This is a genomic window from Massilia sp. Root335 (assembly GCF_001425685.1).
In the GTDB taxonomy this organism is placed as follows: domain Bacteria; phylum Pseudomonadota; class Gammaproteobacteria; order Burkholderiales; family Burkholderiaceae_D; genus Telluria; species Telluria luteola.
In genome coordinates this window covers 58,444-84,274 of record NZ_LMCY01000006.1, presented here as the reverse complement: position 1 = coordinate 84,274, position 25,831 = coordinate 58,444, and the positions used below count along the sequence as shown (strand labels likewise).

The 25,831-nt window shown below is 67.3% G+C and carries 21 protein-coding genes; 14 read left to right on the top strand and 7 right to left on the bottom strand.

Annotation, left to right across the window (positions count from 1 at the left end):
* Window positions 1-103: 103 nt before the first annotated feature.
* Genes rfbF through ASC93_RS05370 form a run of 8 tightly spaced genes read left to right on the top strand, consistent with a single transcriptional unit; the run spans window position 104 to window position 9,683 of the window.
* Window positions 104-877, top strand: a complete 774-nt coding sequence (gene rfbF / locus ASC93_RS05405; RefSeq protein WP_056438271.1) for a glucose-1-phosphate cytidylyltransferase — start codon at window positions 104-106, stop codon at window positions 875-877.
* Window positions 874-1,935 carry a CDP-glucose 4,6-dehydratase gene (gene rfbG, locus ASC93_RS05400; protein ID WP_200958272.1) on the top strand — a complete coding sequence of 354 codons (1,062 nt, stop codon included), beginning with the start codon at window positions 874-876 and terminating at the stop codon, window positions 1,933-1,935. Before rfbF ends, rfbG begins: the two co-directional genes overlap by 4 nt.
* An 11-nt stretch (window positions 1,936-1,946) precedes the next feature.
* The gene (gene rfbH, locus ASC93_RS05395) at window positions 1,947-3,269 is read left to right on the top strand and encodes a lipopolysaccharide biosynthesis protein RfbH (protein ID WP_056438269.1); all 1,323 of its coding nucleotides are present in this window, start codon (window positions 1,947-1,949) and stop codon (window positions 3,267-3,269) included.
* 17 nt (window positions 3,270-3,286) lie between these two features.
* The gene (locus ASC93_RS05390) at window positions 3,287-4,327 is read left to right on the top strand and encodes an NAD(P)-dependent oxidoreductase (RefSeq protein ID WP_082547791.1); all 1,041 of its coding nucleotides are present in this window, start codon (window positions 3,287-3,289) and stop codon (window positions 4,325-4,327) included.
* A 24-nt stretch (window positions 4,328-4,351) separates the two neighbouring features.
* On the top strand, window positions 4,352-5,158 hold the full coding sequence (locus ASC93_RS05385) for a transketolase (protein WP_056438267.1): 807 nt from the start codon (window positions 4,352-4,354) through the stop codon (window positions 5,156-5,158).
* A complete protein-coding gene (locus ASC93_RS05380; protein ID WP_056438264.1) occupies window positions 5,155-6,081 on the top strand; it encodes a transketolase family protein in 927 nt (308 codons plus the stop codon). Before ASC93_RS05385 ends, ASC93_RS05380 begins: the two co-directional genes overlap by 4 nt.
* Window positions 6,081-8,846, top strand: coding sequence for a glycosyltransferase (locus ASC93_RS05375; RefSeq protein ID WP_056438261.1), 2,766 nt, complete (start codon window positions 6,081-6,083; stop codon window positions 8,844-8,846). The genes ASC93_RS05380 and ASC93_RS05375 overlap by 1 nt, the downstream gene beginning before the upstream one ends.
* Before the next feature lie 12 nt (window positions 8,847-8,858).
* Window positions 8,859-9,683 (top strand): FkbM family methyltransferase, encoded by an 825-nt coding sequence (locus ASC93_RS05370; RefSeq protein ID WP_056438258.1) that lies wholly within the window; start codon window positions 8,859-8,861, stop codon window positions 9,681-9,683.
* A 46-nt stretch (window positions 9,684-9,729) separates the two neighbouring features.
* Here ASC93_RS05370 and ASC93_RS05365 read toward each other — a convergent pair whose 3' ends face one another.
* A complete protein-coding gene (locus ASC93_RS05365; RefSeq protein WP_157201752.1) occupies window positions 9,730-12,243 on the bottom strand; it encodes a tetratricopeptide repeat protein in 2,514 nt (837 codons plus the stop codon).
* A 471-nt stretch (window positions 12,244-12,714) separates the two neighbouring features.
* Here ASC93_RS05365 and ASC93_RS05360 point away from each other — a divergent pair, with 471 nt between their 5' ends.
* Both ASC93_RS05360 and ASC93_RS05355 read left to right on the top strand, forming a co-directional pair.
* A complete protein-coding gene (locus tag ASC93_RS05360) occupies window positions 12,715-13,398 on the top strand; it encodes an NF038120 family PEP-CTERM protein (RefSeq protein ID WP_056438255.1) in 684 nt (227 codons plus the stop codon).
* A 15-nt stretch (window positions 13,399-13,413) separates the two neighbouring features.
* Window positions 13,414-16,560 (top strand): S8 family serine peptidase, encoded by a 3,147-nt coding sequence (locus tag ASC93_RS05355; protein ID WP_056438252.1) that lies wholly within the window; start codon window positions 13,414-13,416, stop codon window positions 16,558-16,560.
* Between the two features lie 169 nt (window positions 16,561-16,729).
* Here the strand turns inward: ASC93_RS05355 and ASC93_RS05350 are convergent, their stop codons facing one another.
* Window positions 16,730-17,170: a hypothetical protein gene (locus ASC93_RS05350; protein ID WP_056438249.1), complete on the bottom strand. Its 441-nt coding sequence runs from the start codon at window positions 17,168-17,170 to the stop codon at window positions 16,730-16,732.
* Window positions 17,171-17,347: 177 nt separating this feature from the next.
* On the opposite strand from ASC93_RS05350, the gene ASC93_RS05345 reads away from it, so the two are divergent.
* Window positions 17,348-18,538, top strand: coding sequence for a glycosyltransferase (locus ASC93_RS05345; protein WP_056438303.1), 1,191 nt, complete (start codon window positions 17,348-17,350; stop codon window positions 18,536-18,538).
* Complete coding sequence (locus ASC93_RS05340) at window positions 18,525-18,998, top strand: hypothetical protein (RefSeq protein ID WP_056438247.1); 474 nt, start codon at window positions 18,525-18,527, stop codon at window positions 18,996-18,998. Before ASC93_RS05345 ends, ASC93_RS05340 begins: the two co-directional genes overlap by 14 nt.
* On the opposite strand, the gene ASC93_RS05335 is transcribed toward ASC93_RS05340, so the two are convergent.
* Window positions 18,967-19,701, bottom strand: a complete 735-nt coding sequence (locus ASC93_RS05335) for an HAD family hydrolase (protein WP_056438244.1) — start codon at window positions 19,699-19,701, stop codon at window positions 18,967-18,969. The genes ASC93_RS05340 and ASC93_RS05335 overlap by 32 nt on opposite strands.
* A 123-nt stretch (window positions 19,702-19,824) precedes the next feature.
* On the opposite strand from ASC93_RS05335, the gene ASC93_RS32485 reads away from it, so the two are divergent.
* On the top strand, window positions 19,825-19,935 hold the full coding sequence (locus ASC93_RS32485) for a DUF2945 domain-containing protein (protein ID WP_082547787.1): 111 nt from the start codon (window positions 19,825-19,827) through the stop codon (window positions 19,933-19,935).
* Between the two features lie 30 nt (window positions 19,936-19,965).
* Here ASC93_RS32485 and ASC93_RS05330 read toward each other — a convergent pair whose 3' ends face one another.
* Together ASC93_RS05330 and ASC93_RS05325 are read right to left on the bottom strand one after the other, a co-directional pair.
* Window positions 19,966-20,652, bottom strand: a complete 687-nt coding sequence (locus tag ASC93_RS05330) for a hypothetical protein (RefSeq protein WP_056438240.1) — start codon at window positions 20,650-20,652, stop codon at window positions 19,966-19,968.
* An 18-nt stretch (window positions 20,653-20,670) separates the two neighbouring features.
* Window positions 20,671-22,833, bottom strand: coding sequence for an alkaline phosphatase family protein (locus ASC93_RS05325; protein WP_229412605.1), 2,163 nt, complete (start codon window positions 22,831-22,833; stop codon window positions 20,671-20,673).
* A 236-nt stretch (window positions 22,834-23,069) separates the two neighbouring features.
* Between ASC93_RS05325 and ASC93_RS30420 the strand changes: the two genes are divergently transcribed.
* On the top strand, window positions 23,070-23,573 hold the full coding sequence (locus tag ASC93_RS30420) for a hypothetical protein (protein WP_157201751.1): 504 nt from the start codon (window positions 23,070-23,072) through the stop codon (window positions 23,571-23,573).
* Here the strand turns inward: ASC93_RS30420 and ASC93_RS05320 are convergent.
* Together ASC93_RS05320 and ASC93_RS05315 are read right to left on the bottom strand one after the other, a co-directional pair.
* Window positions 23,567-25,246, bottom strand: a complete 1,680-nt coding sequence (locus tag ASC93_RS05320; RefSeq protein ID WP_056438238.1) for a beta-xylosidase — start codon at window positions 25,244-25,246, stop codon at window positions 23,567-23,569. The two genes, ASC93_RS30420 and ASC93_RS05320, sit on opposite strands and share 7 nt — an antisense overlap.
* Before the next feature lie 172 nt (window positions 25,247-25,418).
* Window positions 25,419-25,763 (bottom strand): zinc ribbon domain-containing protein YjdM, encoded by a 345-nt coding sequence (locus tag ASC93_RS05315; RefSeq protein WP_056438235.1) that lies wholly within the window; start codon window positions 25,761-25,763, stop codon window positions 25,419-25,421.
* Window positions 25,764-25,831: the final 68 nt, after the last annotated feature.

Sequence of the window (25,831 nt, the reverse complement as noted above, 5' to 3'; positions counted from 1 at the left end):
GCGCTGGTTTAGAATAGCCGGCCCGGCTCGTTCAACGCGTGCGCTGCGGACGTATTGCCGGGTCGCATGACCAAACGAACACACAAGACTCGAGGATTGCAGCATGAAAGCAGTGATACTGGCCGGTGGCCTGGGAACCCGGCTCAGCGAAGAAACGACGGTGCGGCCGAAGCCGATGGTCGAGATCGGCGGCAAGCCGATCCTGTGGCACATCATGAAGCAGTACTCGGCCTACGGGATCAACGAGTTCGTCATCTGCTGCGGCTACAAGGGCTATGTGATCAAGGAATTTTTCGCCAACTATTTCTTGCATACCTCTGACGTCACCTTCGACCTGCAGAACAATGCGATGGAAGTGCACCAGCGCTTCGCCGAACCGTGGAAGGTGACGCTGGTCGATACCGGCGACTCCAGCATGACGGGCGGCCGCCTGAAGCGCGTGCGCCGCTTCGTCGACGGCGACGAGGCGTTCTGCTTCACGTACGGCGACGGCGTGGCCGACATCGACATCGGCGCCTCGCTCGCTTTCCACAAGGAACACGGCCTGCTCGGCACGATGACGGCCGTGCAGCCGCCGGGCCGCTTCGGCGCCATCGACTTCGAAGGCGAGCGCGTGCTGGCCTTCCGCGAAAAGCCGCAGGGCGACGGCGCCTGGATCAACGGCGGCTATTTCGTGCTGTCGCCGAAGGTCATCGACTACATCGTCGACGACGCGACCGTGTGGGAAAAGGAACCGATGGAACGCCTGGCCGGCGAAGGCCAGTTGTCCGCCTTCCGCCACACCGGCTTCTGGCAGCCGATGGACACGTTGCGCGACAAGGTGTTGCTGGAAGAACTGTGGCAAACGGGCAAGGCGCCCTGGAAAGTCTGGCAATGAATCCCGCATTCTGGCGCGGCAAGCGCGTCTTCCTGACCGGCCATACGGGCTTCAAGGGAAGCTGGCTCAGCCTGTGGCTGCAATCGCTGGGTGCCGACGTCACCGGCTTCGCGCTGGCACCGGCCAGCCAGCCGAGCCTGTTCGAGACGGCCGGCGTGGCCGCCGGCATGCGCCACGTCGAGGGCGACATCCGTGACGCCGATGCGCTGGCCGCCGCGCTGCGCGCCGCGCGTCCCGAGATCGTCATCCACATGGCGGCCCAGGCCCTCGTGCGCCATTCCTACAGCCATCCGGTCGAGACCTATGCGACCAACGTCATGGGCCTCGTCAACCTGTTCGAGGCGGTGCGCGCCGTGCCCGGCATCCGGGCCGTGGTCAACGTCACCAGCGACAAGTGCTACGAAAACCGCGAGTGGCACTGGGGCTACCGCGAAAACGAACCGCTGGGCGGCCATGACCCGTACAGCAACAGCAAGGCGTGCGCCGAACTGGTGACGAGCGCCTACCGCGCGTCCTTCCTGGCTGGCGCGGACGTCGCGCTGGGCTCGGGCCGCGCCGGCAACGTGATCGGCGGCGGCGACTGGGCGGCGGACCGGCTGATCCCGGACATGATGCGCGCGATCGCCGCCGCGCAGCCGGTCCGGATCCGCAATCCGCAATCGATCCGTCCGTGGCAGCACGTGCTCGAGCCGCTGTCCGGCTATCTCGCCCTGGCCGAACGCCTGTACGGCGACGGCCAGGCGTTCGCCGAGGCCTTCAATTTCGGCCCGGCCGACACCGACGCGCGGCCGGTGGAATGGATCGTCACGCGCCTGTGCGAGCAGTGGGGACCGGGCGCGCGCTGGGAACTCGACCAGGCGCCGCAGCCGCACGAGGCGACCTACCTGAAACTGGATTGCGCAAAGGCGCACGCGCGCCTGGGCTGGCGGCCGCGCTGGCATCTCGGCCAGGCCATCGACCGCATCGTCGACTGGCACAAGGCCCATGCGCACGGCGAGGACATGCAGGCCTTCACCCTGGCGCAGATCCGCGACTATCAAGCCACCGACATTCAATAAGAGCCGGAATCATGAACACTACAAGCAAAGAACAACTCCGCGAACAGATCGTCGCGCTGGTCCGCCAATACGGCGCGCTGGACAGCCAGCCGCGCCCCTTCGAACCGGGCGTGACCACGGTCCCGCCCGCGGGCAAGGTGGTGGGCGCGCCGGAAATGGAATTGATGGTCGAGGCGTCGCTCGACGCCTGGCTGACCACCGGCCGCTTCAACGACCAGTTCGAAGCGAAGCTCGCGAAGCTGATCGGCGTGCAGCACCTGATCACCGTGAACTCCGGCTCGTCCGCCAACCTGGTGGCCTTCAACACGCTGACCTCGCCGAAGCTGGGCGCGCGCGCGATCCAGCCGGGCGACGAGGTGATCGGCGTGGCGGCCGGCTTCCCGACCACCGTCAACCCGATCATCCAGTTCGGCGCGGTGCCGGTGTTCGTGGACGTCGAGCTGGGCACCTACAACATCGACGTGACGAAGCTGGAAGCGGCGATCGGCCCGAAGACCAAGGCGATCATGCTGGCGCACACGCTCGGCAACCCGTACAACCTGGACGTCATCACGGCGCTGTGCAAGAAGTACAGGCTGTGGCTCATCGAAGACTGCTGCGACGCGCTGGGCTCGACCTACCGCGGGCAAATGGTCGGCACCTTCGGCGACATCGGCACGATGTCGTTCTACCCGGCGCACCACATCACGATGGGCGAGGGCGGCGCGGTGTTCACCAACAACGCGGAACTCAAGATGATCGCCGAATCGTTCCGCGACTGGGGCCGCGACTGCTACTGCCCGCCGGGCAGGGACAATACCTGCGGCAAGCGCTTCTGCTGGAAACTGGGCACGCTGCCGGAAGGCTACGATCACAAGTACACCTACAGCCACCTGGGCTACAACCTCAAGATCACTGACATGCAGGCGGCCTGCGGCCTCGCGCAGATCGACCGCGCGGCCGGCTTCATCCAGGCGCGCAAGGACAACTTCGCCTACCTGAAGGAACGCTTGCAGTCGTGCGCCGAGTTCCTGATCCTGCCGGAAGCGACCGAAGGTTCGGACCCGTCGTGGTTCGGCTTCCCGATGACGCTCAAGCCGGAGGCGAACGCCTCGCGCGTGGACCTGCTCACTTACCTCGACCAGTACAAGATCGGCACCCGCCTGCTGTTCGCCGGTAACCTGACGCGCCAGCCGTACATGATCGGCCGCCATTACCGCGTGTCCGGCGACCTGACGAATACCGACCGCGTGATGAACGACACGTTCTGGGTGGGCGTCTATCCGGGCCTGAGCCGCGAGATGCTGGACTACGTCGTCGACCGCCTCGAAACCTTCTTCGGCGTGAATTTCTGATCCCGCCCGTGGCGCCGATGGCCGACTACCAACCAGGCATCGCGCAGCAGGATCTCGCATTGATCGCGGACCGCTGCGCGGCCGACGTCGTCGAGGGGCTGCGCGGGCGGCACCTGTTCGTGACCGGCGGCACCGGGTTCTTCGGCTGCTGGCTGCTGGAAGCGCTGCTGTGGCTGGACCGGGTGCACGGCCTGGACCTGCGCCTCACCGTGCTGAGCCGGCAGCCGGAACGGTTCCGGCGCAACGTACCCGGCCTGGCCGCCCATCCGGCGCTGCGCCTGGCGCAGGGCGACGTGCGAGAGATGGCGGGGCTGCACGGCCGCTACGATATCGTCATCCACGCCGCGACCGACGTCACCGCGTCCGCGGCCGGGCCGAAAGAGACGTTCGACGCCATCGTCCGCGGCGGCGAGCAGGCGCTGGCGCTGGCGCGCCGCAGCGGCGCCGCGCGCTTCCTGCTGACCAGTTCCGGGGCCGTGTACGGGCGCCAGCCGCCCGGCCTGACCCACGTGCCGGAAGACTATCCCGGCGCGCCGGCGCCGACGGACGTGCGCAGCGCCTACGGCCAGGGCAAGCGCGTGGTCGAGTGGCTGGGCGCCTGCGAACGCCAGGCCGGCGGGCTCGACGTGCAGATCGCCCGCTGTTTCGCCTTCCTCGGCCCCTATCAGCCGCTCGATGCACCGTTCGCGGCCGCCAGCTTCCTGCGCGACATCCTGGGCGGCACGCCCGTGCGCGTCAACGGCGACGGCCGGGCCGTGCGTTCCTACCTGTATGCCGCCGACCTGGCCATCTGGCTGCTGACCATCCTGGTGCGCGGCGACGGGCAACCCTATAACGTCGGTTCGCCGGAGCGCATCAGCATCGCCGGGCTGGCCACGCGGATGTCCACGGTGCTCAACGGCCGCGACGACAGCACGGTGCTCGGCATCCCGGTGCCCGGTGCGCCGGCCGAACAGTACGTGCCCGACGTGGCCCGCGCCGCCGCCCTCGGCCTGTCCGTCTGCACGCCGCTCGACGACGCCATCCGCCGCACCGCCGCCTGGCACCGGCCCGTTTAACCCATGCAATTATCGGGAGATCCCATGTCGCAAGCTTTTTCCGCCACGGCTATCCGGCGCGCGGTCCTGTCCATGGCGCACGCCGGCGCGACGGTCCACATCGCGTGCGCCTTCTCGCTCGTCGAGATCTTGGCCGTCCTGTACCGCCACCACCTGCGCTATCCGGACAACGACCCCAACGGCCCGCTGCGCGATTACCTGGTCCTGTCCAAGGGCCACGGCGTGATGGCGCAATACGCATGCCTGCGCGAGAAGGGCTGGATCGCCCAGGAGGCGCTCGACCGGTATTTCGGCGACGGTACGCCGCTGAAGGGCTTGTCCGACGCGCACGTGCCGGGCTGCGAGGTGACCGCCGGCTCGCTGGGCCACGGCCTGCCGGTGGGCGTCGGCATGGCGCTGGCGGCCAGGCTGGCCGGGACCGGCCAGATGTGCTACGCCATCGTCGGCGACGGCGAGATGAACGAAGGGTCCATGTGGGAAGCGCTGCTGTTCGCAGCGCACCGCCGGCTCGACAACCTGGTCGTGATCGTCGACGAAAACGGCTTCCAGGCCATGGGCCGCACGGCCGACGTCATGGGACTGGGCTCGCTGCGCGCGAAATTCGCTGCCTTCGGCTTCGAGGCCGTGGACGTCGATGGCCACGACGAGGCCGCGCTCGACGCGGCCCTGAGCGCAGTGCGCGCCAATCGCGATGGGCGTCCCAAGGCACTCGTGGCCCGGACCGTGAAAGGCAAGGGGGTCTCGTTCATGGAAGACGACAATCGCTGGCACTACACGCGCCTGAATCCCGATACCTATGCCGCTGCCATGGCGGAGCTGGAGCAAGCATGAGGAATGCATTTTCCGACGCCATCGTCGCCGCGGCGAAGGCCGATCCCAGGGTCCTGCTGCTGACCGGCGACCACGGCTACGCGCTGTTCGACGAATTCCGGCGCGCTTGCCCGGACCAGTTCGTGAACTGCGGCGTGGCCGAGCAGAACATGGTCGGCGTGGCCGCCGGCCTGGCGAAGGCCGGCTTCAAGCCGATCGTCTACGGGCTGGCCTGCTTTGTGCCGATCCGCACGCTGGAACAGATCAAGCTCGACGTCTGCTACGAGGAATTGCCGGTCGTGTTCATCGGCGACGGCGCCGGCCTGGTGTACAGCTCGCTCGGCAGCAGCCACCAGTCGGCGGAAGACATCGCTGCGTTGCGCGCCGTGCCGAACATCGACATCCTGTCGCCGTGCGACGTGCACGAGATGCGTTACGCGATGGCGCACGCGCTGCGCTTCGAGGGGCCGGTGTACATCCGCATGGGCAAGTCCGACGTGGGCACCGTCCATGCTGCGCCGTGCGCGGCCCCGCTCGGCGACCTGCTGCCGGCGCGGGCCGGCGGCGGCACCCGCGGCACCGCCTTCATCGCCACCGGCTCGATGGTGCGCAGCGCCGTGGACCTGGCCGAATCGCTCGAGGATAACCCGGTGTGGAGCGCGCCGTCGATCAAGCCCCTGAATGCCGGCCAGGTCGAAGCGCTGGCGCGCGAGTTCGACCAGGTGGTGGTGCTGGAAGAGCATAACCGCCTGGGCGGCCTGGGCGGCGCCGTGGCGGAAATCGTGGCGGCCATGCGCGGTCCGCGCGCCCGGGTGCTGCGCCTCGGCATCGACGACCGCTTTTCCCGTTTCAACGGCAGCTGGGATTACCTGCGCCGCGAACACGGCATCGACCCGGACGCGCTGCGCGCCCAGGTGCTGCAATCCGCATCGGAAGGACGATAATGGCGAACGCAACTCCCCCGTCGGCCGGCGCGACGCCGCTGGTGTCGATCCTGATCCCGACCCACAACCGTCCCGACTATGGCGAAGAGGCGCTGCGCAGCGCGCTCGCCCAGACCTGGGGCAACGTGGAAATCGTCGTCAGCGACAACAGCGACGACGAGCGCACCCGGGAGCGCTTCGCGCCCTACGTGGCCGCCCATCCGAATATCCATTACCTGCGCGCGCCGGGCCTCAGCCCGATGGACAATTTCAACAATTGCTTCCAGGCGGCGCAGGGCGAGTTCCTCAGCTACCTGATGGACGACGACCTGTTCCATCCGACCAAGATCGAGCGGATGATGGGCGCGATGCTGGGCAATCCGGCCGTCGGCCTGGTGACGTCGTTCCGCCAGCTGATCGATGCCGCGGGCCAGCCGATCGCGCAACTGCCCGGCACCGAGCGCCTGTTCGAGACCGACACGCTGATCGGCGGCGACTCGCTGGGCGTCATGATGCTCACCAACGGCAACAACCTGGTCGGCGAGCCGACCACCGCCATCTTCCGCCGCAGCGTCATCGGCGCGCGCTTCGGCATCTTCCTCGACCGGCAGTATGTGACGCTGTCGGATGTGGCGACGTGGCTGCAAGTGCTGTCGTCCAGCGACTGCATCTACCTGCCCGAGGCGCTCAGCTATTTCCGCATCCACGGCGGCCAGGACCAGCAGCGCGGCAACGTGATCCGCATCCAGGCCAATGTCGAATGGCTGCAACTGCTGTGCGACGCCATCGTGCACGGCAAGTTCATCGGCCGGATCGGCAGCGCCCGCGACCTGTTGATCGGCAAGCTGACGACGCTGCTCGTCTACCTGACCTCGGTGCACGAGGACGTCGAGCGCGCCTACGACCTGGAAAAGATCCAGGCCGTCGTGCGTCAGGCCGTCGGCCTGCTGCTGGGCACGTCCGGCGCGGCGGCGATCCCGTCCGACACGCTGGCCGGATGGAGCGTCGTGCGCGTCATGCAGGAGGTCGATGCGCAGCGCGACGCCTGGAACGACGCCGACCGCATCGCGCTCTACGTCAACTGGCTCGCATCCGGCCCGCACGGTGACGCGGTCGCCGGCCATTACAACCTCGGCACGCTGTATCACAACAGCGGCGAGGCGACGGCGGCCGAAGCGCAGTACCGCGCGGCGCTGCAGCTCGCCGACATGGCGGAAGCCCGTTACGCCCTCGGCGTGCTGCTGGAGCAGAGCGGACGCCTGGACGATGCCGTGAACGAATGGGAGGCGCTGCTGCCGGCCCCGGGCGCCGACGCGTCGCCGCTGGCCCTGCAGGCGCTGGCGCACCTGATCGACGCGGCGCGCCGCCGGCACATGGACGCCGAACTGCTGCGCTACCTGGCGCTGGGTGTCGCGTTCCAGCCGGACCAGCCGGCCCTGCGCGCGGAACTGGACGCGCTGCGTGCCGCGGTCGACGCACCGGAGGCCGGCGCGCACGATTCGCACGACGGCGCGGTGATCTACGTGGTCGCGGTCTGCTTCAACGAGGCGGCGATCCTGCCGTTCTTCCTGGACCACTACATCAACTTCCTCGGTGCGAAGAAAGTGGTCCTGCACGACGGCGGCAGCACCGACGGCACCGCGGAGATCGCCGCCCGTTATCCGGAGGTGGAACTGGTCGTCAAGGTCAGCGAAAAGCTGGACGACCGCGAACTGATGGCGATCCGCAACGAGGAATGGAAGAAATACCGCGACGATTGCGACTGGATGGTCGTGTGCGACGTCGACGAATTCGTGTACCACCCGCAACTGCGCGCCAAGCTCGCCGAGTTCAAGCGCGACGGCGTGACCTTGCCGATGGTGGAAGGGTTCGAGATGCTGTCCAAGGAGCACCCGCGGCACGTCCCGGGCCGTTATGTCTGGGAGCGCATCCAGACCGGCACGCCGAATCCGCAGTACTACAACAAGAACCTGATCTTCGATCCGAAGATCGAGATCAACTACCTGCTGGGCTGCCACACCTGCGCGCCGACCGGTCCGGTCAAGCGCAGCGAAGGCTTCGTATTCAGGAACCTGCATTACCGCATGCTGTCGCACGACCACATCGTGCAAAAGTCGCTGCGTGCCGCGGCGCGCCTGAGCGACTGGAACAAGCAGACGAATGCGGGCTTCCACTATCGCCAGAACGCGGTCATGCCGCGCGCGGACTACAACCGCATGTTCGTGCCGGCGTTTAACGTGGTGGCGCCGCGCCGGCGTCCGGCCCTGCAGCGACCGGTGTTCGCGCCGCTGGTGCAGCACCTGATCGCGCTCGACCATGATGCCGTCTGCGTCGAACTGGGCACCGATCCGGCCAACGGTTCGACCGAACTGCTGGCCTGGTATGTGCACAGCTATGGCGGCAGCCTGGTGACGGTCGAGCCGGAGGCGCTGCTGCGCCGCGACGCGGCCCATGGCCTGCGCACCCGCCTGCTCGGCCGCAACGTGACGGTGGCCGCGCCCGGCGAGCCGGTGCCGGCATCGATCGACCTGCTGGTCTGCAATGCCGCCGACTACCGCGGCGATGCCGACGACCGCGCCCGCTGCCGGCAGGCCGCGCTGGACGCCTTTGCCGCCATCGAGCCGCAGCTGTCCGCCGAGGCGGTGGTGGTGCTGGACGGAATCGAAGACATCTGGTTCGGCGGCAAGTTCCAACTGCTGGTGACGCACCTGCGCACACGCGGCTATGCGGCACGCAACAGCGGCCGTATGATTGCCTTTTCCAAGACTCCATTGAAAACCAACTGAAGAGGTGCTCGAGTGAACGAAGAAAAACAAATTCTGAACGCCGCCTGCCAGGCGCTGGCATCCGGCCTGCCGGAAAAGGCCGTGTTCCTGGACATCGGCGCCATGGGCGGCCCCCAGCAGGCCAGCTTCCAATACCTGGCGAAGCACAATCTCATCCACTATGTCGGCATCGAGCCGCAGGAAGACGAGTGCGAGAACCTCAGGCGGATGTTCCCGCAAGGTACGTTCCTCACCGATGCCGTCGGCAACGTCGACGCGGACGTGCCGCTGCACATGACGGTCTCGACCGCCTGCAGCTCGATCCTGGAGCCGAACTTCGAGGTGTTGAACGAATATCCGATCTCCACCTGCTTCGGCATCAACAGCCACCTGTCGGTGCACGTGACGCCGATCGAGACGCTGGTCAAGTCCGGCCGCATGCCGGCGCCGCACTTCATCAAGTGCGACGCGCAGGGCTACGACTACGAAGTGCTGGAAGGCTGCGGCGACGTGCTGGAGCACGTGCTGGGCATCGAGGTCGAGTGCCAGTTCAAGCAGATCTACAAGAACCAGAAGACTTTCATCGAGGTCAAGGCGCTGCTCGAGAAGCACGGCTTCATCCTGCGCGACCTGAAGCACCAGGGCGCGTTCGAGTACGAAGTGGTCGAGGTGAATGCGTTCTTCTCGAAGCGGCCGCACGAAGTGGGTGACAAGCTCCAGGCGCTGAAGCTGTGGGAATTCGCGACCGGCATCAACTCGCCGATTTCGTTCGCCCAGCTGAAAGCCAGCAACGGCCCGAATGCCATCTTCTCCAGGGTGACGCCGGAGATGGACAAGACGGTGATCTTCCAGTACTGATCAAACTGATCGCGCGATCGACAAACGGGCCAACGGCCCGTTTGCTTCATGCGGCGAGCGCGCGCACCAGGTATTGATAGGGCAGGGCGTCCTGCTCGGCCAGCAAAGGATCGGCGCCGCCGGCTTCGGCCAGCTGGCGGATCGCGGCCACCACGGCCGGCGGCGGCTGCTGCGCGGTCACGGTCGTCATGTCGATGATCACGAACCCGCATTCCTGCAGGAGCGCGGCCAGCGATGTGCGGGTGAACAGGTGCAGGTGGCGGCGGTCGTGCAGGACGTCGTCGCGCTGGTTCAGGTTGCCCGACGCGAGCAGCAATTGCATGACCCAGTGCTGGGCGTTGTTGACGCAGGCGACCAGCTCGACCTGGCCCAGCGCCTGGCGGCGCAGGCGTCGCAGGAATGCCCACGGGTCGCGCAGCCGTTCAAGCGTTTCGGGGAACAGCCAGCATTGGGCGCTCGCCAGCTGCTGCCAGTCGCCGTCGTCGAGCTGCTCCGGGTCGCGCGTGATCCTGGCCGTGCTCCAGCCGGCCGCCGTGCCGGCCAGGGGCGCCGGGCCGATCTCGATGAAGTGCGAGTTCGGCGTGCGTGCGCGCCACGCCTGGGCGAGCGTCGCGCCGCCCACTTCGGCGACGCTGTGCATGCCGGGCCGCATCAACGCGAGCATGGTGCTTTGCTGCAGGCTCAAGTCGCCGGGCGCCGGCTCGGGCACGGCATGCGCCTGGCGGGCATGCGCGTCGTCGGCGGGCATGACGCCCGCGGGACGCTTGACCACGGTCTCCAGCTTGTCCTCGAAGTCGCGCACGAAGCGCGGCGTGTCGAACAGCGCGCTGGTATCGCGCTCCGCGCCCAGGCGCGCGCGCAGGCCGGCCAGGCGCGTGCGGTCGTGGGCCAGGGCCACGGCCAGCGCTTCGTAGTCGCGCAGGTCGTGCGTCACCAGTTCGGGCAGGCCGACCGCGTTCAGCAGGCTGCCGGCCATGCGCGAGCAGAAGGTCCGGCCGGCGCAGGTCAGCACGGGCAGGCCGGCCCACAGGGCGTCGCTGGCGGTGGTGCCGCCGTTGAACGGATTGGTGTCGAGGAACAGGTCGGCCACGCGGAACCTGGCCAGGTAGTCCGCGGGCGCCACGCGCTGCGCGAACAGCAGGCGCGACCCGTCCACGCCGCGCGCTTCGGCTTCGCGGACCAGGTTGGCGCGCGTGGCGTCGTTGTCGGCCACGATCCACAGGACGCCGTCCGGCACCTGCGCCAGGATGCGCATCCAGACGTCGAACACCTCGGGCGTGATCTTGAAGGTGCTGTTAAATGCGCAGAACACGAATTTGTCGTCCGGCAGGCCGCTCGCCGCGCGCGTGGGCGTGGGGCCGATCGCGCGGCGGCGGTCGTTGATCTGGAACGTGTGCGGCATGCGCAGCGGCTGTTCCGTGAAATACGGCTCCAGTGCGAAAGGCAGCACGAAGTCGTCGGCCACCACGTAGTCGATGTCGGGGATGCCGGTCGGGCCGGGAAACCCCAGCCACGTCAGCTGCACGGGCGCGGGACGCCAGCCGAGGATGTCGGCGCGCGCGCCCAGCGTGAGGCCGTGCAGGTCGACGAGCACGTCGATCTCGTGCGCGCGGATGCAGCGCGCCGCCTCCTCGTCCGTCATGCGGTCGATGCGGACGTAGTGGTCCATCGCGCCGACGACGCGCGCGCGCAGCGGCGAGTTGTCCTCGCGGCTCCAGGAGAACGCGTAGACCTCCACGCGCGCTCGGTCGTGCAGCTCGTACAGCTCGGCCGTCAGGATCGACACCGCGTGCGAGCACAGGTCGGACGACAGGTAGCCGATGCGGATGCGCTTGTGGGCGTAGCCTTCCGCCGGCGCGAGCCGTTCGGGCGCCACCTGCACCTTGCGCTCGACGAAGTGGCGCGACGCGGCCAGCTGCTCGGCCGGGTCGGACGACGCGCCCAGCGTCGCGAGGGCCGACGTGTGGCGGCGCTGTTCTTCCACCGTGACGCCGGCAAACGCTTCGTAGATCGGCCAGATGCACAGCTTCTGGCGCAGGTGGACCCAGTGCGTGATGACCTTCGACTGGTCCGGATCGAGTTCCAGGCTGCGCGTGAGGTAGTCCAGCGCTTCGGTCAGGCGCTTGCGGATCTCGCACAGGCGCCCCAGGTTGTTCAAGGTCTGCACGTGCAGCGCCGGCTTCGTCGCCACGTCCGGCACGTCGGACAGGATGGCCTGCCACGCCGCCAGCGCATCGTCCGGGCGGTTCATGCGTTCGTACAGGGTGCCGAGATTCAGGCGCGCCTCGACGAAGGCGGGGGCGATCGCGATGGCTTTCAGGTATTCGCGTTCGGCGCCCGCCTCGTCGCCCACGCTGCCGCGCGCGACGGCGAGGTTGAAGCAGGCCGCATAGGCTGCCGGCGACGTCGTGTGCGCGAGCCACGTTTCGTACAACCGGATGGCTTCCTGCGGCATGCCCAGTTCGGCCATCGTCTGCGCGCCCTGGAACAGCTCGCCGAGCGGCAATACGCCGCGTTCGGCCTGGCGGAACAAAGCATCGGTGTGCGCGGGAACATTCATCCTGGATTGATCTCTCGAGTCGGCTTCGGGAAGCGACATCATACTCTGTCGCTCCGGGCAAGCGAAGGTTTGTAGCCTGTGAGCAACCGCTTGCCGATGACTAGCATGCGTTTTGATGCACGTCTATCAATATTTGAATCTGCAACAACTTGTAATTAAAAAACGACAATTTTTTTCCCGCATTGATGGCCAGTTTCATAGGGAAAGCAAAATTTTGTTCAATTTCATATCTTTAACACAATAGTTAATTCGGATGCTTTTTTTCGAAAAGGAATTGTTTTCTTGCTAAAGTGAAAAATCGTGCAGTTGGTAAAAAAACACGAAAGCACCGTACCCGTCGGTGCTTCCATTTCAAGGCGAGAGACAATGACAACCCATCCGACTTCTTGCGTTTCCCATGCCCGACCCGGGCTGAATCAACTCGTTCTCGGCGTTGCCGCGGCGTTCGCGCTGCTGGCGACGGCACCGGCCATGGCCACCGTGGTCGACTTCGAATCCCTGAGCCCCGACGCCTTCTACCTCGGCGGCGACACGTTCACCGACGCCGGCTACACGCTGAAGGCGCTCGACAATCACGGCCCCAGCGGCAGCAGCGGCGCCGTCGGCCTGCTCGCCAACGGCATGGACCCGACGACCTGCTGGACGGGCGGTTGCCCGACCAACAACACGAGCCATTTCTACCTGGGCGTCAATGACGGCGGCGTCACGATCAAGAAGAACGACAGCGGCGCGTTCAACCTGCGCAGCCTCGATTACGGTTTCGTCGCCCCCGTCGGCGGCCAGCCGAATTTTTCCTACGGTCAGCTGATGCTCACCGGTAACCTCGCGAACGGCACCTCGGTCGACGCGGCGCTCGACTTCGCGGGCACCGACGCCAGCGGCAATCCGCTGTTCGATACGGCCACGCTGCCGACGGCCTTCGGCAACGCGGCGCTGATGAGCCTGACGATCCGCGCCTGCCTGTTCGACGGTATCGGCGGCTGCACCGTCGCGCAGGACTGGTCCGATCCGACGATCTACCAGGCCCAGTTCGCCATCGACAACATCACGCTGGCCACGGTCCCGGAGCCGGGCAGCCTGGCGCTGCTGGGTCTCGGCATGGGCGCGCTCGTCCTGCGCCGCCGCAAGCCGGCCGCCTCGTCCAACCTCGCCTGATCGCCGGAGCCGACCATGAAACTGCGTCCCATCACTTCGGCCGTCCTGTTCGCGCTGACCGTCGCCGCGGCCACCCAGGCCTATGCCGACGGCGACATCCGCCGTTCCTACATCGTCCAGCTGGCCGACAAGCCGGTCGCCACCTATGACGGCACGGTCAGCGGCCTTTCGGCCACAAAGCCGGCCGCCGGGCAGCGCCTGAACGTCGACGCGTCGACCGTCCAGAACTACATCACCTACCTGGAGACGAAGCAGGCCGACGTCCTTGCCACCGTCAACAAGGCCCAGGTCACCAACGAATACAAGGTCGTCTTCAACGGCTTCTCGGCGATGCTGACCGACGCCGAGGTCCGCGCCCTCAAGAAGAATCCCGGCGTCGCCAACATCTCGGCCGACTCGATCCTGCAGCTCGACACGAGCTACACCCCGACGTTCCTCGGCCTCGACAAGCCGGGCGGCCTGTGGGACCAGGTCGGCGGCCAGGACAAGGCCGGCGAAGGCATCGTCATCGGCATCGTCGACGGCGGCATCTGGCCGGAGCAGGACAGCTTCGCCGACCACGTCGACGAGAACGGCAACCCGAGCCGTGCCGGCAGCAAGCTGGCCTACGATGCGCCGCCGGCGACCTGGAAAGGCATCTGCCAGACCGGCGAAGGCTTCGCCGCCAGCGACTGCAACAACAAGCTGATCGGCGCACGGTATTTCAAGCAGCCGACGCAGACGCTGCACTGGACCGAATTCCTGTCGGCGCGCGATTCCGTGGCCGGTGCCGAAGGCCATGGCGGCCACGGCGACCACACGGCCAGCACGGCCGGCGGCAATGCGCACGTGACGGCCATGACCAACGGCCTGTCGCTGGGCAAGATCACCGGCATGGCGCCGCGCGCCCGCATCGCCGCGTATAAAGTCTGCTGGACCGACGGCGTGACGGGCCTGAATGGCTGCGCCACCTCGAACAGCGTGGCCGCGATCGAGCAGGCCGTGAAGGATGGCGTGAACGTCATCAACTTCTCGATCGGCCCCAACGCGGGCGGCGGCGCGTTCAACGAACCGACCGAAGTCGCCTTCCTCGGCGCGGCCGCGGCCGGCGTGTTCGTGGCCGCATCGGCCGGCAACTCCGGCCCCGCGACGGCGCCGGTCGCGCACATCAGCCCGTGGCTGACCACCGTCGGCAACTCCACGCACAACCGCACGTATGCGGGCGACGTCGCGCTGGGCAACGGCGTGACCGTCACCGGCGCGTCCGGCAACGCCAACACGCCGTCGGCGCCGCTGATCCTGGCGAAGGATGCCGGCCTGGCGGGCGTCGACCCGGCCAGCGCGAACCTGAACCTGTGCTTCGGCCCGGCAGACGGCATCGCCCCGCAGCTGGACCCGGCCAAGGTGACGGGCAAGATCCTCGTCTGCGACCGCGGCAGCAACGTGCTCGTCAACAAGAGCGCGAACGGCAAGACGGCCGGCGCCGTGGGCGTCATCATCGCCAACACGCCGACCAGCGCTACGACGATCCTGAACCAGGCCCACACCGTCTCGACCGTCCACATCACGAGCGCGGACGGCCAGAAGGTCAAGGATTACTATGCCGCGACGCCAGGCGCCACCGCGGCGCTGAACAACCTGCGCGGCATCGTCGATCCGAACATCGTGGCACCGCAGATGAACAGCAGTTCGTCGCGCGGCCCGAACGTGGCCAACGCCAACATCATGAAGCCGGACGTCACGGCGCCGGGCACGGACATCCTGGCCGCCGTCAGCGCCGACCTGACCCATGCCCAGCGCGATGCGGTCGCCGGCGGCGAGCCGGCACCAAGCAAGGACTTCGCGTTCTACACCGGCACCTCGATGGCGTCGCCGCACGTGGCGGGCATCGCCGCGCTGCTGAAACAGCGCCATCCGGACTGGAGCCCGGCCATGATCAAGTCGGCCCTGATGACGACGGCCTACGACACGTTCAACGATGGCCAGAACGGCGCAGTGCCCTGGGACAGCACGGCCCGGACCACCGGCACGCTGCCATGGGGCCAGGGCGCCGGCCACGTGGCGCCGTCCGTCGCCTCCGATCCGGGCCTCGTGTACGACCTGGGCACGATCGATTACGCGCGCTTCCTGTGCGGCCTCGGCATCACCAATGTGTTCAGCCCGGGCACCTGCTCGGCCGTCGGCTCGATCCAGCCGTACAACCTGAACCTGGCCTCGCTGACGGCGGCCAGCGTGCTGGGCATCCAGACCCTGACCCGCACCGTGACGAACGTCGGCACGGCGGCGGCGACGTATAACGCCAGCGCCGCGCTGCCGGGCTTCACGGTCGCCGTGCAGCCGGCCACGCTGAACCTGGCGCCGGGCGCGAAAGGCACGTTCACGGTCAAGCTGACCCGCACCACGGCCCCGCTGAACACCTGGGTGTACGGCAAGCTGACCTGGAGCGACGGCACGCACATCGTGCGCAGCCCGCTGACGGCGCGCGCCGCCACGATCGCCGCGCCAGCCACGGTGTCGAGCGAAGCGACGTCCGGCACCAAGCTGGTCACCGTCGGCACCGGATTCGGCGGCGCGATGTCGGTCGCCAGGTCCGGCCTGATCCCGGCCACCGAGTTCAACTCGACGGTCGTCACCGCGACGGACACGAGCAACAGCGCGTGCACGGGCGGCGGCGCCACCGGCGTGAACGTGCATACCGTCTCCATCCCGGCCGGCACGACGGCGGCCCGTTTCGCCCTGTACGACAGCGACACGAGCGGCGGCGGTGCGTCCGACCTGGACCTGGTGGTGGCGCGCGGCACGACCGTCGTCGGCTCCAGCGGCGGTTCGACGGCGAATGAAATGGTCACGCTGAACAACCCGGCGGCAGGCGACTACAAGGTCTGCGTCGTCGGCTACGCGCCGGTGGGCGGCAGCGCCACGTACAAGCTGTCGACCTGGGTGCTGAGCCCGACCGCGACCGGCGGCAACTTCAAGGCCGTGGCACCGAGCATGGTCGCCGTCGGCGGCACCGCGTCGGTGGTGGTCTCATGGTCCGGTCTCGCGACCGGCAAGCGTCATCTGGGTTCGCTCACCTACCTGGCCGGAGCGACCCCGGTCGGAACGACGATGGTCGAAGTCGACACGACCGACCCGATCCCGTTGTTCCAGAACGCCGGCAACAAGCAGGCGAAGGTCGAGTAATCGTCGGATTACTGCTCGACTTGAGGCCGCCACGAGCGGCCTTTTTTTATAACGTCGTCCCGTAGGGTGGGCGGCCCGCGGCCCACGCGTGACGCAGCATGAACGCAGACGTCCGCGCGGGCTCGGGGAGCCCGCCCTACCGGGATAGATGTTTAGTGCGCCCTGTGTTTCAGCGCGCCACGGGCGCCATGCCGCCCGGACCGGCGCCGGCGGCGCGCAGCACGCAATGGCCGGCGGTGCACGCCGCGCCCGGATCGGGGACGACGGAGCAGGTCGACATCATGCCCTTTTTCGTGTCCTCGGCGCTGCGCGCGGCCGCGTGTGCGGCCACGAGCGCGCGCAGGCGCGAGCCGTCGCTGTTCTTGCTGGACCAGGCCAGGTAGCGCTCGGGACCGCCGCAGGCCTTGTGGCCGACGCCGATCGTGTGGCACTGGGCGTCGGTGTCGCACGCGGCATCGCCGCGCTCGGCCTCGATGCGCGCCAGCAAGGGCGCGCCGCCATTGGATGCGGAGGTAGCCTGCGGCGCATCGCTGCGGCAGGCGCTGCTCGCCAGCAGCAGGGCCAGGCCGGCCAGGCGGGCGAGGGTGCGGGATGGGATGAGCGGGTTCATGGCCCATGATCGCGTGCGCGGCCGCGCTTGGCAAGGGGCGCACGCCTGGCGTCACGGCGAAGTCATAATCGGCAGCCGTAGGGTGGGCACCCCGTGCCCACGTATACGCCCGTCACGGCGAAGTCATAATCGCCAGCTACAGTGCCAGTCATCGATATGGCCGGCGGGGCGAGCGCGATGGGTGGGCGTCTGGTGGAGCAGGAAGGCAGGACGGGCAAGCGCATCCTCGTGCTGAGCGTGCCCGCGGGCGCCGGGCATACCCGCGTCGCGGAAGCGATCCGTGCCGGGGCCGAGGCCCAGCCGGGCGGCGCCGAGGTGATCCACCTGGACGCCACCGCGTACGCGACGCCGCGCCTGCGCAAGGTCTACGCCGACCTCTACATCATGCTCGTGCGGCGCGCGCCCATTGTATGGAGCTGGATCTACCAGTACACCAACGGCGCCGCGCCGGACGGCTGGGCCCACCGGCTGCGGCGCCGGATCGAGCGCCGCGACAGCGCGCCCCTGCTCGGAAAGATCGCGGCGCTGCGCCCGGACGCCATCGTCTGCACGCATTTCCTGCCGGCCGAGATCCTGTCGCGCGAAGCCGCGGATGGCACCTTGCCGTGTCCGGTATGGGTGCAGGTGACCGACTTCGACCTGCACCGCATGTGGGTGCACCGGCACGTTGCCGGCTATTTCGCCGGCAACGACGAGGTCGCCTTCCTGATGTGCAAGCAGGGCATCCCGGGCGACACGATCCACGTCACCGGCATCCCCGTCATGCCGGCATTCACGCGCCAGCTGGAGCGCGCCGAATGCGCCCGCGCGCTCGGCATCGACCCCGGCCGCATGACGTTCCTGCTGATGGGCGGCGGCGCGGGCCTGGGCGGCCTGTCCATGCTGGCGCAGCGCTTGCTGGCCATTCCCGGCAATTTCCAGCTGATCGTCCTGGCCGGCCGCAATGCCGACGAGCTGGCGGTGCTGGAACGCCTGGCGGCCGCGCATCCGGGCCGCCTCGTGCCGCAGGGTTTCACCGATCGGGTCGAACGCCTGATGGCGTGCGCCGACGTGGCGATCACGAAGCCGGGCGGGGCGACGACGGCGGAATGCCTCGCCATGGGCCTGCCCATGATCGTGAACGCGTCGATTCCCGGGCAGGAAGAGCGGAATGCCAATTTCCTGCTGGAGTATGGCGCGGCCATGAAGGCGTTCGATGCGCCGTCGCTGGAATACCGCGTCCGCTACCTGATGGCCCATCCGGACGAACTCGAGACGATGCGCCTCCGCGCCCGCGCGCTGGGACGGCCGCACGCCGCCGCCGCCGTGCTCGCCACCGTCCTTGCCGCCGCCCCGAAACGACCCGAACCCATCGATGCCTTTGTTTGAACTCTCCCATGCCGGCCAGTTCGTCGCGACGCTGGCCGCTGTCGTCGTGGCCGCCTATTTTTTCGCCCGGGTCGAAGTCGAGATCGAAGGCGAGGCGGGCTGGGCGGCGAATCTGCCCACCTGGCGCATCGACGACCATCCGTTGCTCGACATCTTCTGGGGCGGCCGCACGCTGACCGGCTACCACGCGTGGATGTTTTCCTTCATCGGCGTGATCTTTCATTTCCCGCTGGCCTTCATGGGGCAATGGTCGCTGGCGCTGGAAGCGCGCGCGCTGGGCGCCGTCATGCTGTTCTGGATCGTCGAGGACTATCTCTGGTTCGTCGTCAATCCCGCCTTCGGCTGGCGCCGCTTCAAGCGCGAACTGGTCCCGTGGCACAAGCGCTGGTTCGCCGGCGCGCCCGTCGACTACTGGACATTCGGCGTCGTCAGCGCGCTGTTGTTCTGGTACGCGTACTGATCGTTCCCGCGCCGCGCCGGGTGCCGAGGTCGAGCGCGTGGCGCACGCGCTGGCACAGTTCGCCCGGCGTGCGCGCAATCAGCTCGTGGGGAATCTCGAATTTTTCGGTCAGCCGGTCGAAGTCCTCGAAACCGTACGACACCATGAACGGATGCATGCCCGTGCCGATCGCGGCCGCGAAGTCCTTGTGCTCGTCGCCGCAGACATAGGCCCGTGCCGGATTGATGCCGAACTGCTCGCGGAGCGCGCGGAACTGGCTCGTCTTCTTTTCGGAGAGCGGAATGTGGACGAGGAAGTCGAGCGCGTCGATGTCGACGTCGTGGCGCTGGAACAGCTGGCGCAGCGTCTCCAGCGGTTCGTTCGTGATGTTGCGCGTGACCATGCCGACGACGACGTCCGGCGCCGCGACCAGTTCCCGCACGAGATCCGGAATGCCTTCGTACATGGCCGCTTCCTGCCGGTAGACTTCCGTGAGGCTGTCGACCAGCCTGGCGCGGCTGTTCTTGCGCAGGTTCTTCTTGATGATCGACGGGAATTCCTTCAACCCGCCCAGGTATTTGAAGAGGTTGTGGCGCTTCTGGAAGCTGGCTTCGTCGCCGATGTCCAGCCCGTGCCGCGCGAAGGCCGTCTCGATGGCGGAAAAAGCGTCGATGGTGGTGCCGTCCGCGTCGAGGATCAGCAGGCGTTTCCTGGATTTGTACATGGGGTTCGTGGCCGGATTCCGTTGCCTCATCATACCCGTGGGCATGTTACCGGCGTATGACGCGGTGCCGGCCGTGCGGTCCGGAATCGCGGTTCGTGGTGAAATGGCGCGTCGCCCACGGCCATCAAGCAGCACGAGGTGGCCGCGTCGCCGGCGCATCCGGAATATCTGGTCGTCAGCGACAAGACCGGGGCGGAGGCGGCCCACAAGGGGAGTGCGCTCAAGAAGGTCTGAACGACGGCATCATCGCGGGCGCGGCCTCATTCAGTCGCGCTCGATGTCCGCGTTCGCGTCGTTGCGGATGAATCCGGCGTCGTGGATCGCGAAGACCCGGTCCGGGATCGCCTTGTGGTCGACGCTCGTCACGCGCCACACGATGCGGCCGTCGGCGCCCTGGATCAGCAGCGGCAGCTTCGCCGTCGCGCTCCAGCACACGTGCGTCGTCTGCGTGCCCTGGACGAGGGCGACCCATTCGCAGGCGCCGATGGCGTGCGCGGCGCCGTGCGGCGTGGCGGCCGGCACGAGCCGGTAGTCGCCCTTGGGATGGCGCAGGCCGTGGCCGAGGTCGAACCAGTCGGTGAACTGGCCGATGCGGTACAGGTTGTCGCGGTCGATGTCGGTGCGGATTTTTTTACCGAGGTCCAGCACGGACAGCCGGTAGTCCGGACTGCCGGCCGCGCGCACCGCGAAGCTTTCGGCCTTGTCGTCCGTGCGGCGGCGGATGCGGCGCTCGCCGTCGCGCCAGACCTCCACATGGTGTTCGGCGCCGCCGGCGAGATAGGTGGCCTGGAAGTGGGTGGCCGGCGGCTCGCCGCGCGTACTGAAGACGTGCTCGAAGTCAGGCGCGGCGGCGTGGGACAGGGGCGCGGAAAACACGGCCGCGGCCGCCGTGCAGAGCACGAGCGACCGCGACGCGCGCCTTCCGGCGTGGCCGGGAAGGGCGTTATTCAATGAGGACTCCTTGGGTCGTCAGTTGCGCACGGCGCGGGCCGAGTCGAAGTAGCGGTACGACTTGCCGCCCACGGTCAGGTCCTTCACCGACAGCTCGATGTTGTACGTGCCTTTGGTCAGCGTCGTGTCCTTCGCGGCGCCGGTCGGATCCGTCGGCAGTTCGAACGTGAGACCGGTGGCCGCGGCGGCCGGGGTCACCGTCGACGGGGTCACGGTCGGCACGTCCTTGGTGGCCGGCGTCGCGAGGCCCTCGTTCAGCACGCGGCCGTCGGCTTGCGGCATGGACAGGCCGAGCAGGTACGCCACGGTCGGGGCCACGTCGACGTTGCCGGACGGCGTCGTGACGACTTTATTCGCCAGGAACGACGGGCCGTTGGCGATCAAGGTGTTGTGCACGTCCGCGATGCCGAAGCTGCCGTGCATGCCGCGCTGGCCGCCGAAACTCTCGAACTCGATGCCCGGCATGCCCTGCACCGACGTGTTGTAGTCCCACGAGAACGAGACGACGACGTCCGGCTGGCCGTTGTTCTGGCGCTTGGCGTTTTCCAGGTTGACCTGGGCCAGCGCGAGCGTGCCCGGGATGCTGCCGTAGCGGCTGTCGACGAAGATCGCGCCGTATTCCTCACGCTGCTGGAGGAACGTCACGAGCTTCTGGACCGTGGCCGCATCGTGGCCCGGCACATAGAAATAGTCGGACCCGCCGTTCGCGGCGACGACGATGCCGTTGGCCGGCAGGCTGCCTGGCGCCGGCACCTTGAAGCTGGCGACCGGTTTCGCCAGGCCCGCGCTGATGGCCTGGTACTTGGCGTTGGTGCTGCCGCACAGGCTGCCGGTCGCGTCGACCTTGACCGGCATGACGGGCTTGCCGTCGGCGGTGAGGCCGACCATGGCGCTCGTCGAGCAGCCCGCGCCGTCATAGGCTGCGAAGCCGCGGTAGGTCAGCAGGTCGGCCGAGCGCACGTCGCCCGAGAACGAGAAGCCGTTGGCATCCACTGCGCCGATGGCCGCGCCGCTGACGCCGCCGCTCGGCACCGTCGCCGACGCGGTGATGGCGCGCAGCGGGAAGGTCGACACCGGCCCCGAGACGCTCGAGTGGCCGTGGTCGGACACGACGACGATATTGGTCGCGCTGTCCATGCCGTTGGCGCGCAGCGCGGCGATCAGCTCGCCCAGGCGCGCATCCTGCGAGCGCAGGCCCGCCTTCATGTTGGCGCTGCCGGGGCCGTAGCCGTGCTCGACGTTGTCCGGCGTGCGGAACCAGATCAGCGACAGCATCGGCTTCTTTTGCGGCAGGATGTATTGCGTGTACACCGACATCATGTACTTGTTGGCCGCGTCTTCCGGCGCGCCCTGCGTGGTGTCGGCCGAATCGCGCGCGGCGACGGTCACGTTGCCGGCCGGGTCGAACGCGGTCGTGTTGAAGGTGACGTAGCCGGCGCGCGCCGTCGGATTGCCGTTGGTGGCGGCGAGCGTGACGGCGTCGGCGCCGGCATAATTCTTGACGACGTTGGCCGGCACGGCGAAGCCCGCGCCCTGCAGCTCGGTAACGAGGCTGCGCGGCTGCACGGTGTTTTCGTCGAGGAAGACGCCGCCCTTTCCGAGATCCTGCAGGTAGGCCGCGCCCGACTTGCCGATCGTGGCCGTCGTCAGACCGGCCGCCTGCGCCGTGGCGAACAGGCTCTTCACGAGCAGCAGCTGGCCGCCGTAGTAATCGTTCAGCGTCGTCAGCACCGCATAGTCTTCGGTGAACACGGGGTCCTGGTAATCCTGGGCCGCGCCGCCGGCGCCGCTACCGGCCGGGATTGCGTTGGCGCTGCCTTGCGGCGGCGTCCAGAACGTGTTGCCGTAGAAGCCGCTGGTCTTGGGGAACGAACCCGTCGCGAACGACGACGAGTTCATCATCGTGAAGGTCGGGTAGGTCGAGTGGTTGTCGCTGAAGTTGACGCCGCTCTGGCGCAGCGCGTACAGGTTCGGGGTGTCCGTCGCATTGACGGAATCGGGGCGCAGGCCGTCCCACACCATGATGATCGTGCGGGTGGCGGCCGGAGCCGCCGGCGTGGTGGTGCCGGAAGCGCTGCCCGGCGTGGTGGCCGCGGTGGTGGTGCGGTTGCTGTCGCTGCCGCAGGCGGCCAGCAGGATGCCGAGCGCGAGCGGGGTAATCAAGGTCTTTGCTAACCTCACGAGGAGTCTCCTGGTCAGAGTCGGGAATACGCGATCGATGGATCGGGCCGCGCACAGAATCGTCCAGGGGCGTGACACGTTCGTGACAAAAATGGCAATGGCCAGGTTCTGTTACAAAGTTAATGTTCCGGTAATGTTGGTGGGTGCTTTGGGGTAGACGGCACTGTCTGACATTTCGCACGGAAATGCTTCTAGTGCTCCATATCATTAAGTGGGCTCAAGCACTTGGAGGCGTCATGAAGCACGAAGGACACGGTGTCATAGGCATCGATGACGATCCAAGGCTCGGCGATTCGCGATCCACCGCAGTCGCAACACGGATCGCGCTCGCCGGCGCCGCGTTACTCATGTTCCTCTCCGGCCCCGATGGCGTAGCTCGTGCAAACGAGCGATCAACTGCAGTGATCAGCCTGCACTTGCAAAAAGGCGCATCGTTTGTAAGCGTCCGTGCGCGTCTCATTGAATCCGGATGGAAGCCGATTCGCATCCATGCCGACGATAGCGATGAGTACGATGGCACGGAAAAACGCCTCGCTGACCGAAAATTCCTTGAAGTCGATTCTTGTTCCACCGACGGAGGAAGTCTTTGTATTTTTTACTATGCAAAGGACGGCACTTGCTTGCGCGTTGATACTGTAGGCGAACAAGTGGACGCGATGCGAGTGACGAGATGGGACAACGCCTGCCCGAACGAGCCGCCAAGGATCTCCGACGCAGGCGCGCAGCGCGCGATTCAATAAGTCAGCGTAATCAGCGACACCGCCTGCCGCGGCAACTGCATCCTGACCGTGGCCGTACCGTCCCGCGTCTCCACGGTCGCATCCGCCCCCAGTTGCGCGAGCGCGCTCGCTGTCTGCAACTCGGCCACTTGTGTCGCCGTCGGATGCGAAGGCGAGCCCATGCGCTTCCAGGCGCTGTACGAATTGCTGTGCTCCTGGTCGATGCGGAAGTGCCGCAACTGCACCTGTCTGGCGGGAATGCCGGCGATGTGCAGTTCGACCGGGGAGCCGGCGTCGATGATGTCGTCGTCGTGGTAATTCCAGACCATGACGGCGATGTGGTGCGCATCCTTCGCGGCCAGCGCGTCGATGTCGGTGCGCGCGCCGCGCACGCCCGCGGCCTGGATGCGCGCCGCGTCGTAGGCCTGGTCGCCCGTCACCGCCACGCGCTCGCCGCGCAGCATGCCGAGCATGCGGAACACGTTCAGCACCGGCTTGTCGACGCCGTTGGTCGCCAGGTCGCGGAAGCCCGCGAACCACGGCTGGTCCTCGAACTCGAACGACCAGTTCACCGCGCCGATCAGGTTCACGCCGCGCCGCGCGGCCAGGTCGTACTCGCGCGCGATCGAGGCGGCCGTGTAGCTGGCGTACAGCGTGCCGTTGCGGTAGGCGTTTTCGGGGTTGGTCTGCATGCCGCAGGCGGCGCAGCCTTCCGGGTCGGATTCGCCGATGATGACGGGGATGTTCTTCAGTTCCGGGTATTTTGCGACGAGCGCGAAGCCTTCGTCGAGGTGGCGGAAATGCGTGTCCATGCCCATCCGCACGATGCCGTCGACGACCTTGGGCGCGCCCTTGGCGTGGAAGGCGACGAAGTCCAGCGGCGAGCCGGTCTTGCCGGTCGCGTAGTTGGTCTCGTGCAGGCAGTGGCGCAGGAAGTCGTCCATGAAGCGTCCGGCGGCGGCCGTGTGGGGCCCGCCGATGCGCGCCGTCGGCAGCGCGCGTTTCACCGCGTCGGCCGCGTAGTCGTACATTTTGAAGTACTCGTGTTTCGTGTCCGGCGCGATCAGGTACAGGCCGTCCGGCTCGTTCCACACTTCCCAGTACCAGCTCTCGACTTCCTTCTGCCCGTAGCGCGCCACGCTGTGCCTGACCCATTGGTAGATCAGCTCGGACCACTTGCCGTAATCCTTCGGCGGCGTGGCCCAGCCGGTCATGATGTCCTGGTAGGGCGTGCCGGGCTTCCAGTGGTGGCGATACGGTTGCGGGCGTTGCGACAGCGCTTCCGGCATGAAGCCGATCTGCGCCAGCGGCTTCATGCCGCGTTCGATGTACGTGTCGAAGATGCGGTCGACGATGGTCCAGTCGTAGACCGGCCTGCCGTCCTTGTCCTCGGTGTACATATTCGTCGAGCCCCACTTGAGCGCGTAGCTGCCGTCGCCCGACGTCATGAGGTTGTGCGTGCGGACGTGGACGGGGACCTGGCTCAGGGCGGCGATCTCGCTCAGCAGCTTCTTGCCGTTGGGCGCCGTCGTGTAATTCGGTTCATCGTAGCCGAACCACGCCCAGATCGGCGTCATCGGCCCTTTTATCCGGGTGGCGTCGACGGTGAGCTTGACGGGCGCCGGGGCCGCCGGTTCGGCGGCGCACAGCGGCGCGCAGGCCGCGAGGAGGAGGGCGGCGAGATGTCTCTTCATTGTTGTTCTCGTGGATCGGACAGATGACCCAATGCTAGGCCGAACCCAAGGGGGCGTCCAATCATGGTTTTGACGATTTCTATATCGAATCGAATATCGGACCGGCGGGAAAGCACGGCCGGAAATGAAAACGCCACCTCGCAGGTGGCGTTCATGTCCGATGGTTGCCCGCTCAGCTCTTGCGGACGAACTCCGATTTCAGGCTCATCGCGCCGAAGCCGTCGATCTTGCAGTCGATGTCGTGGTCGCCGTCGACGAGGCGGATGTTCTTGACCTTGGTGCCCTGCTTGACCACGCCGCCGCCGCCTTTCAGTTTCAGGTCCTTGATGACGGTGACGGAATCGCCGTCCTGCAGCACGTTGCCGGCCGCGTCGCGCCACACGCGGGCCGCCTCGTCCGCGGCCGCTTCGGCCTTGACCGGCCATTCGTGCGCGCATTCCGGGCAGACATAGTTGCCCGAGCCGTCTTCGTAGGTCAATGCGGAACCGCAGGCGGGGCAGGGTGGAAGGGTCGTCATGGCAGTCTGTGATGAAAGGAACGGTGGAATGCAAAACGCCAACCGGATGGGTTGGCGCTCTGTTCTGA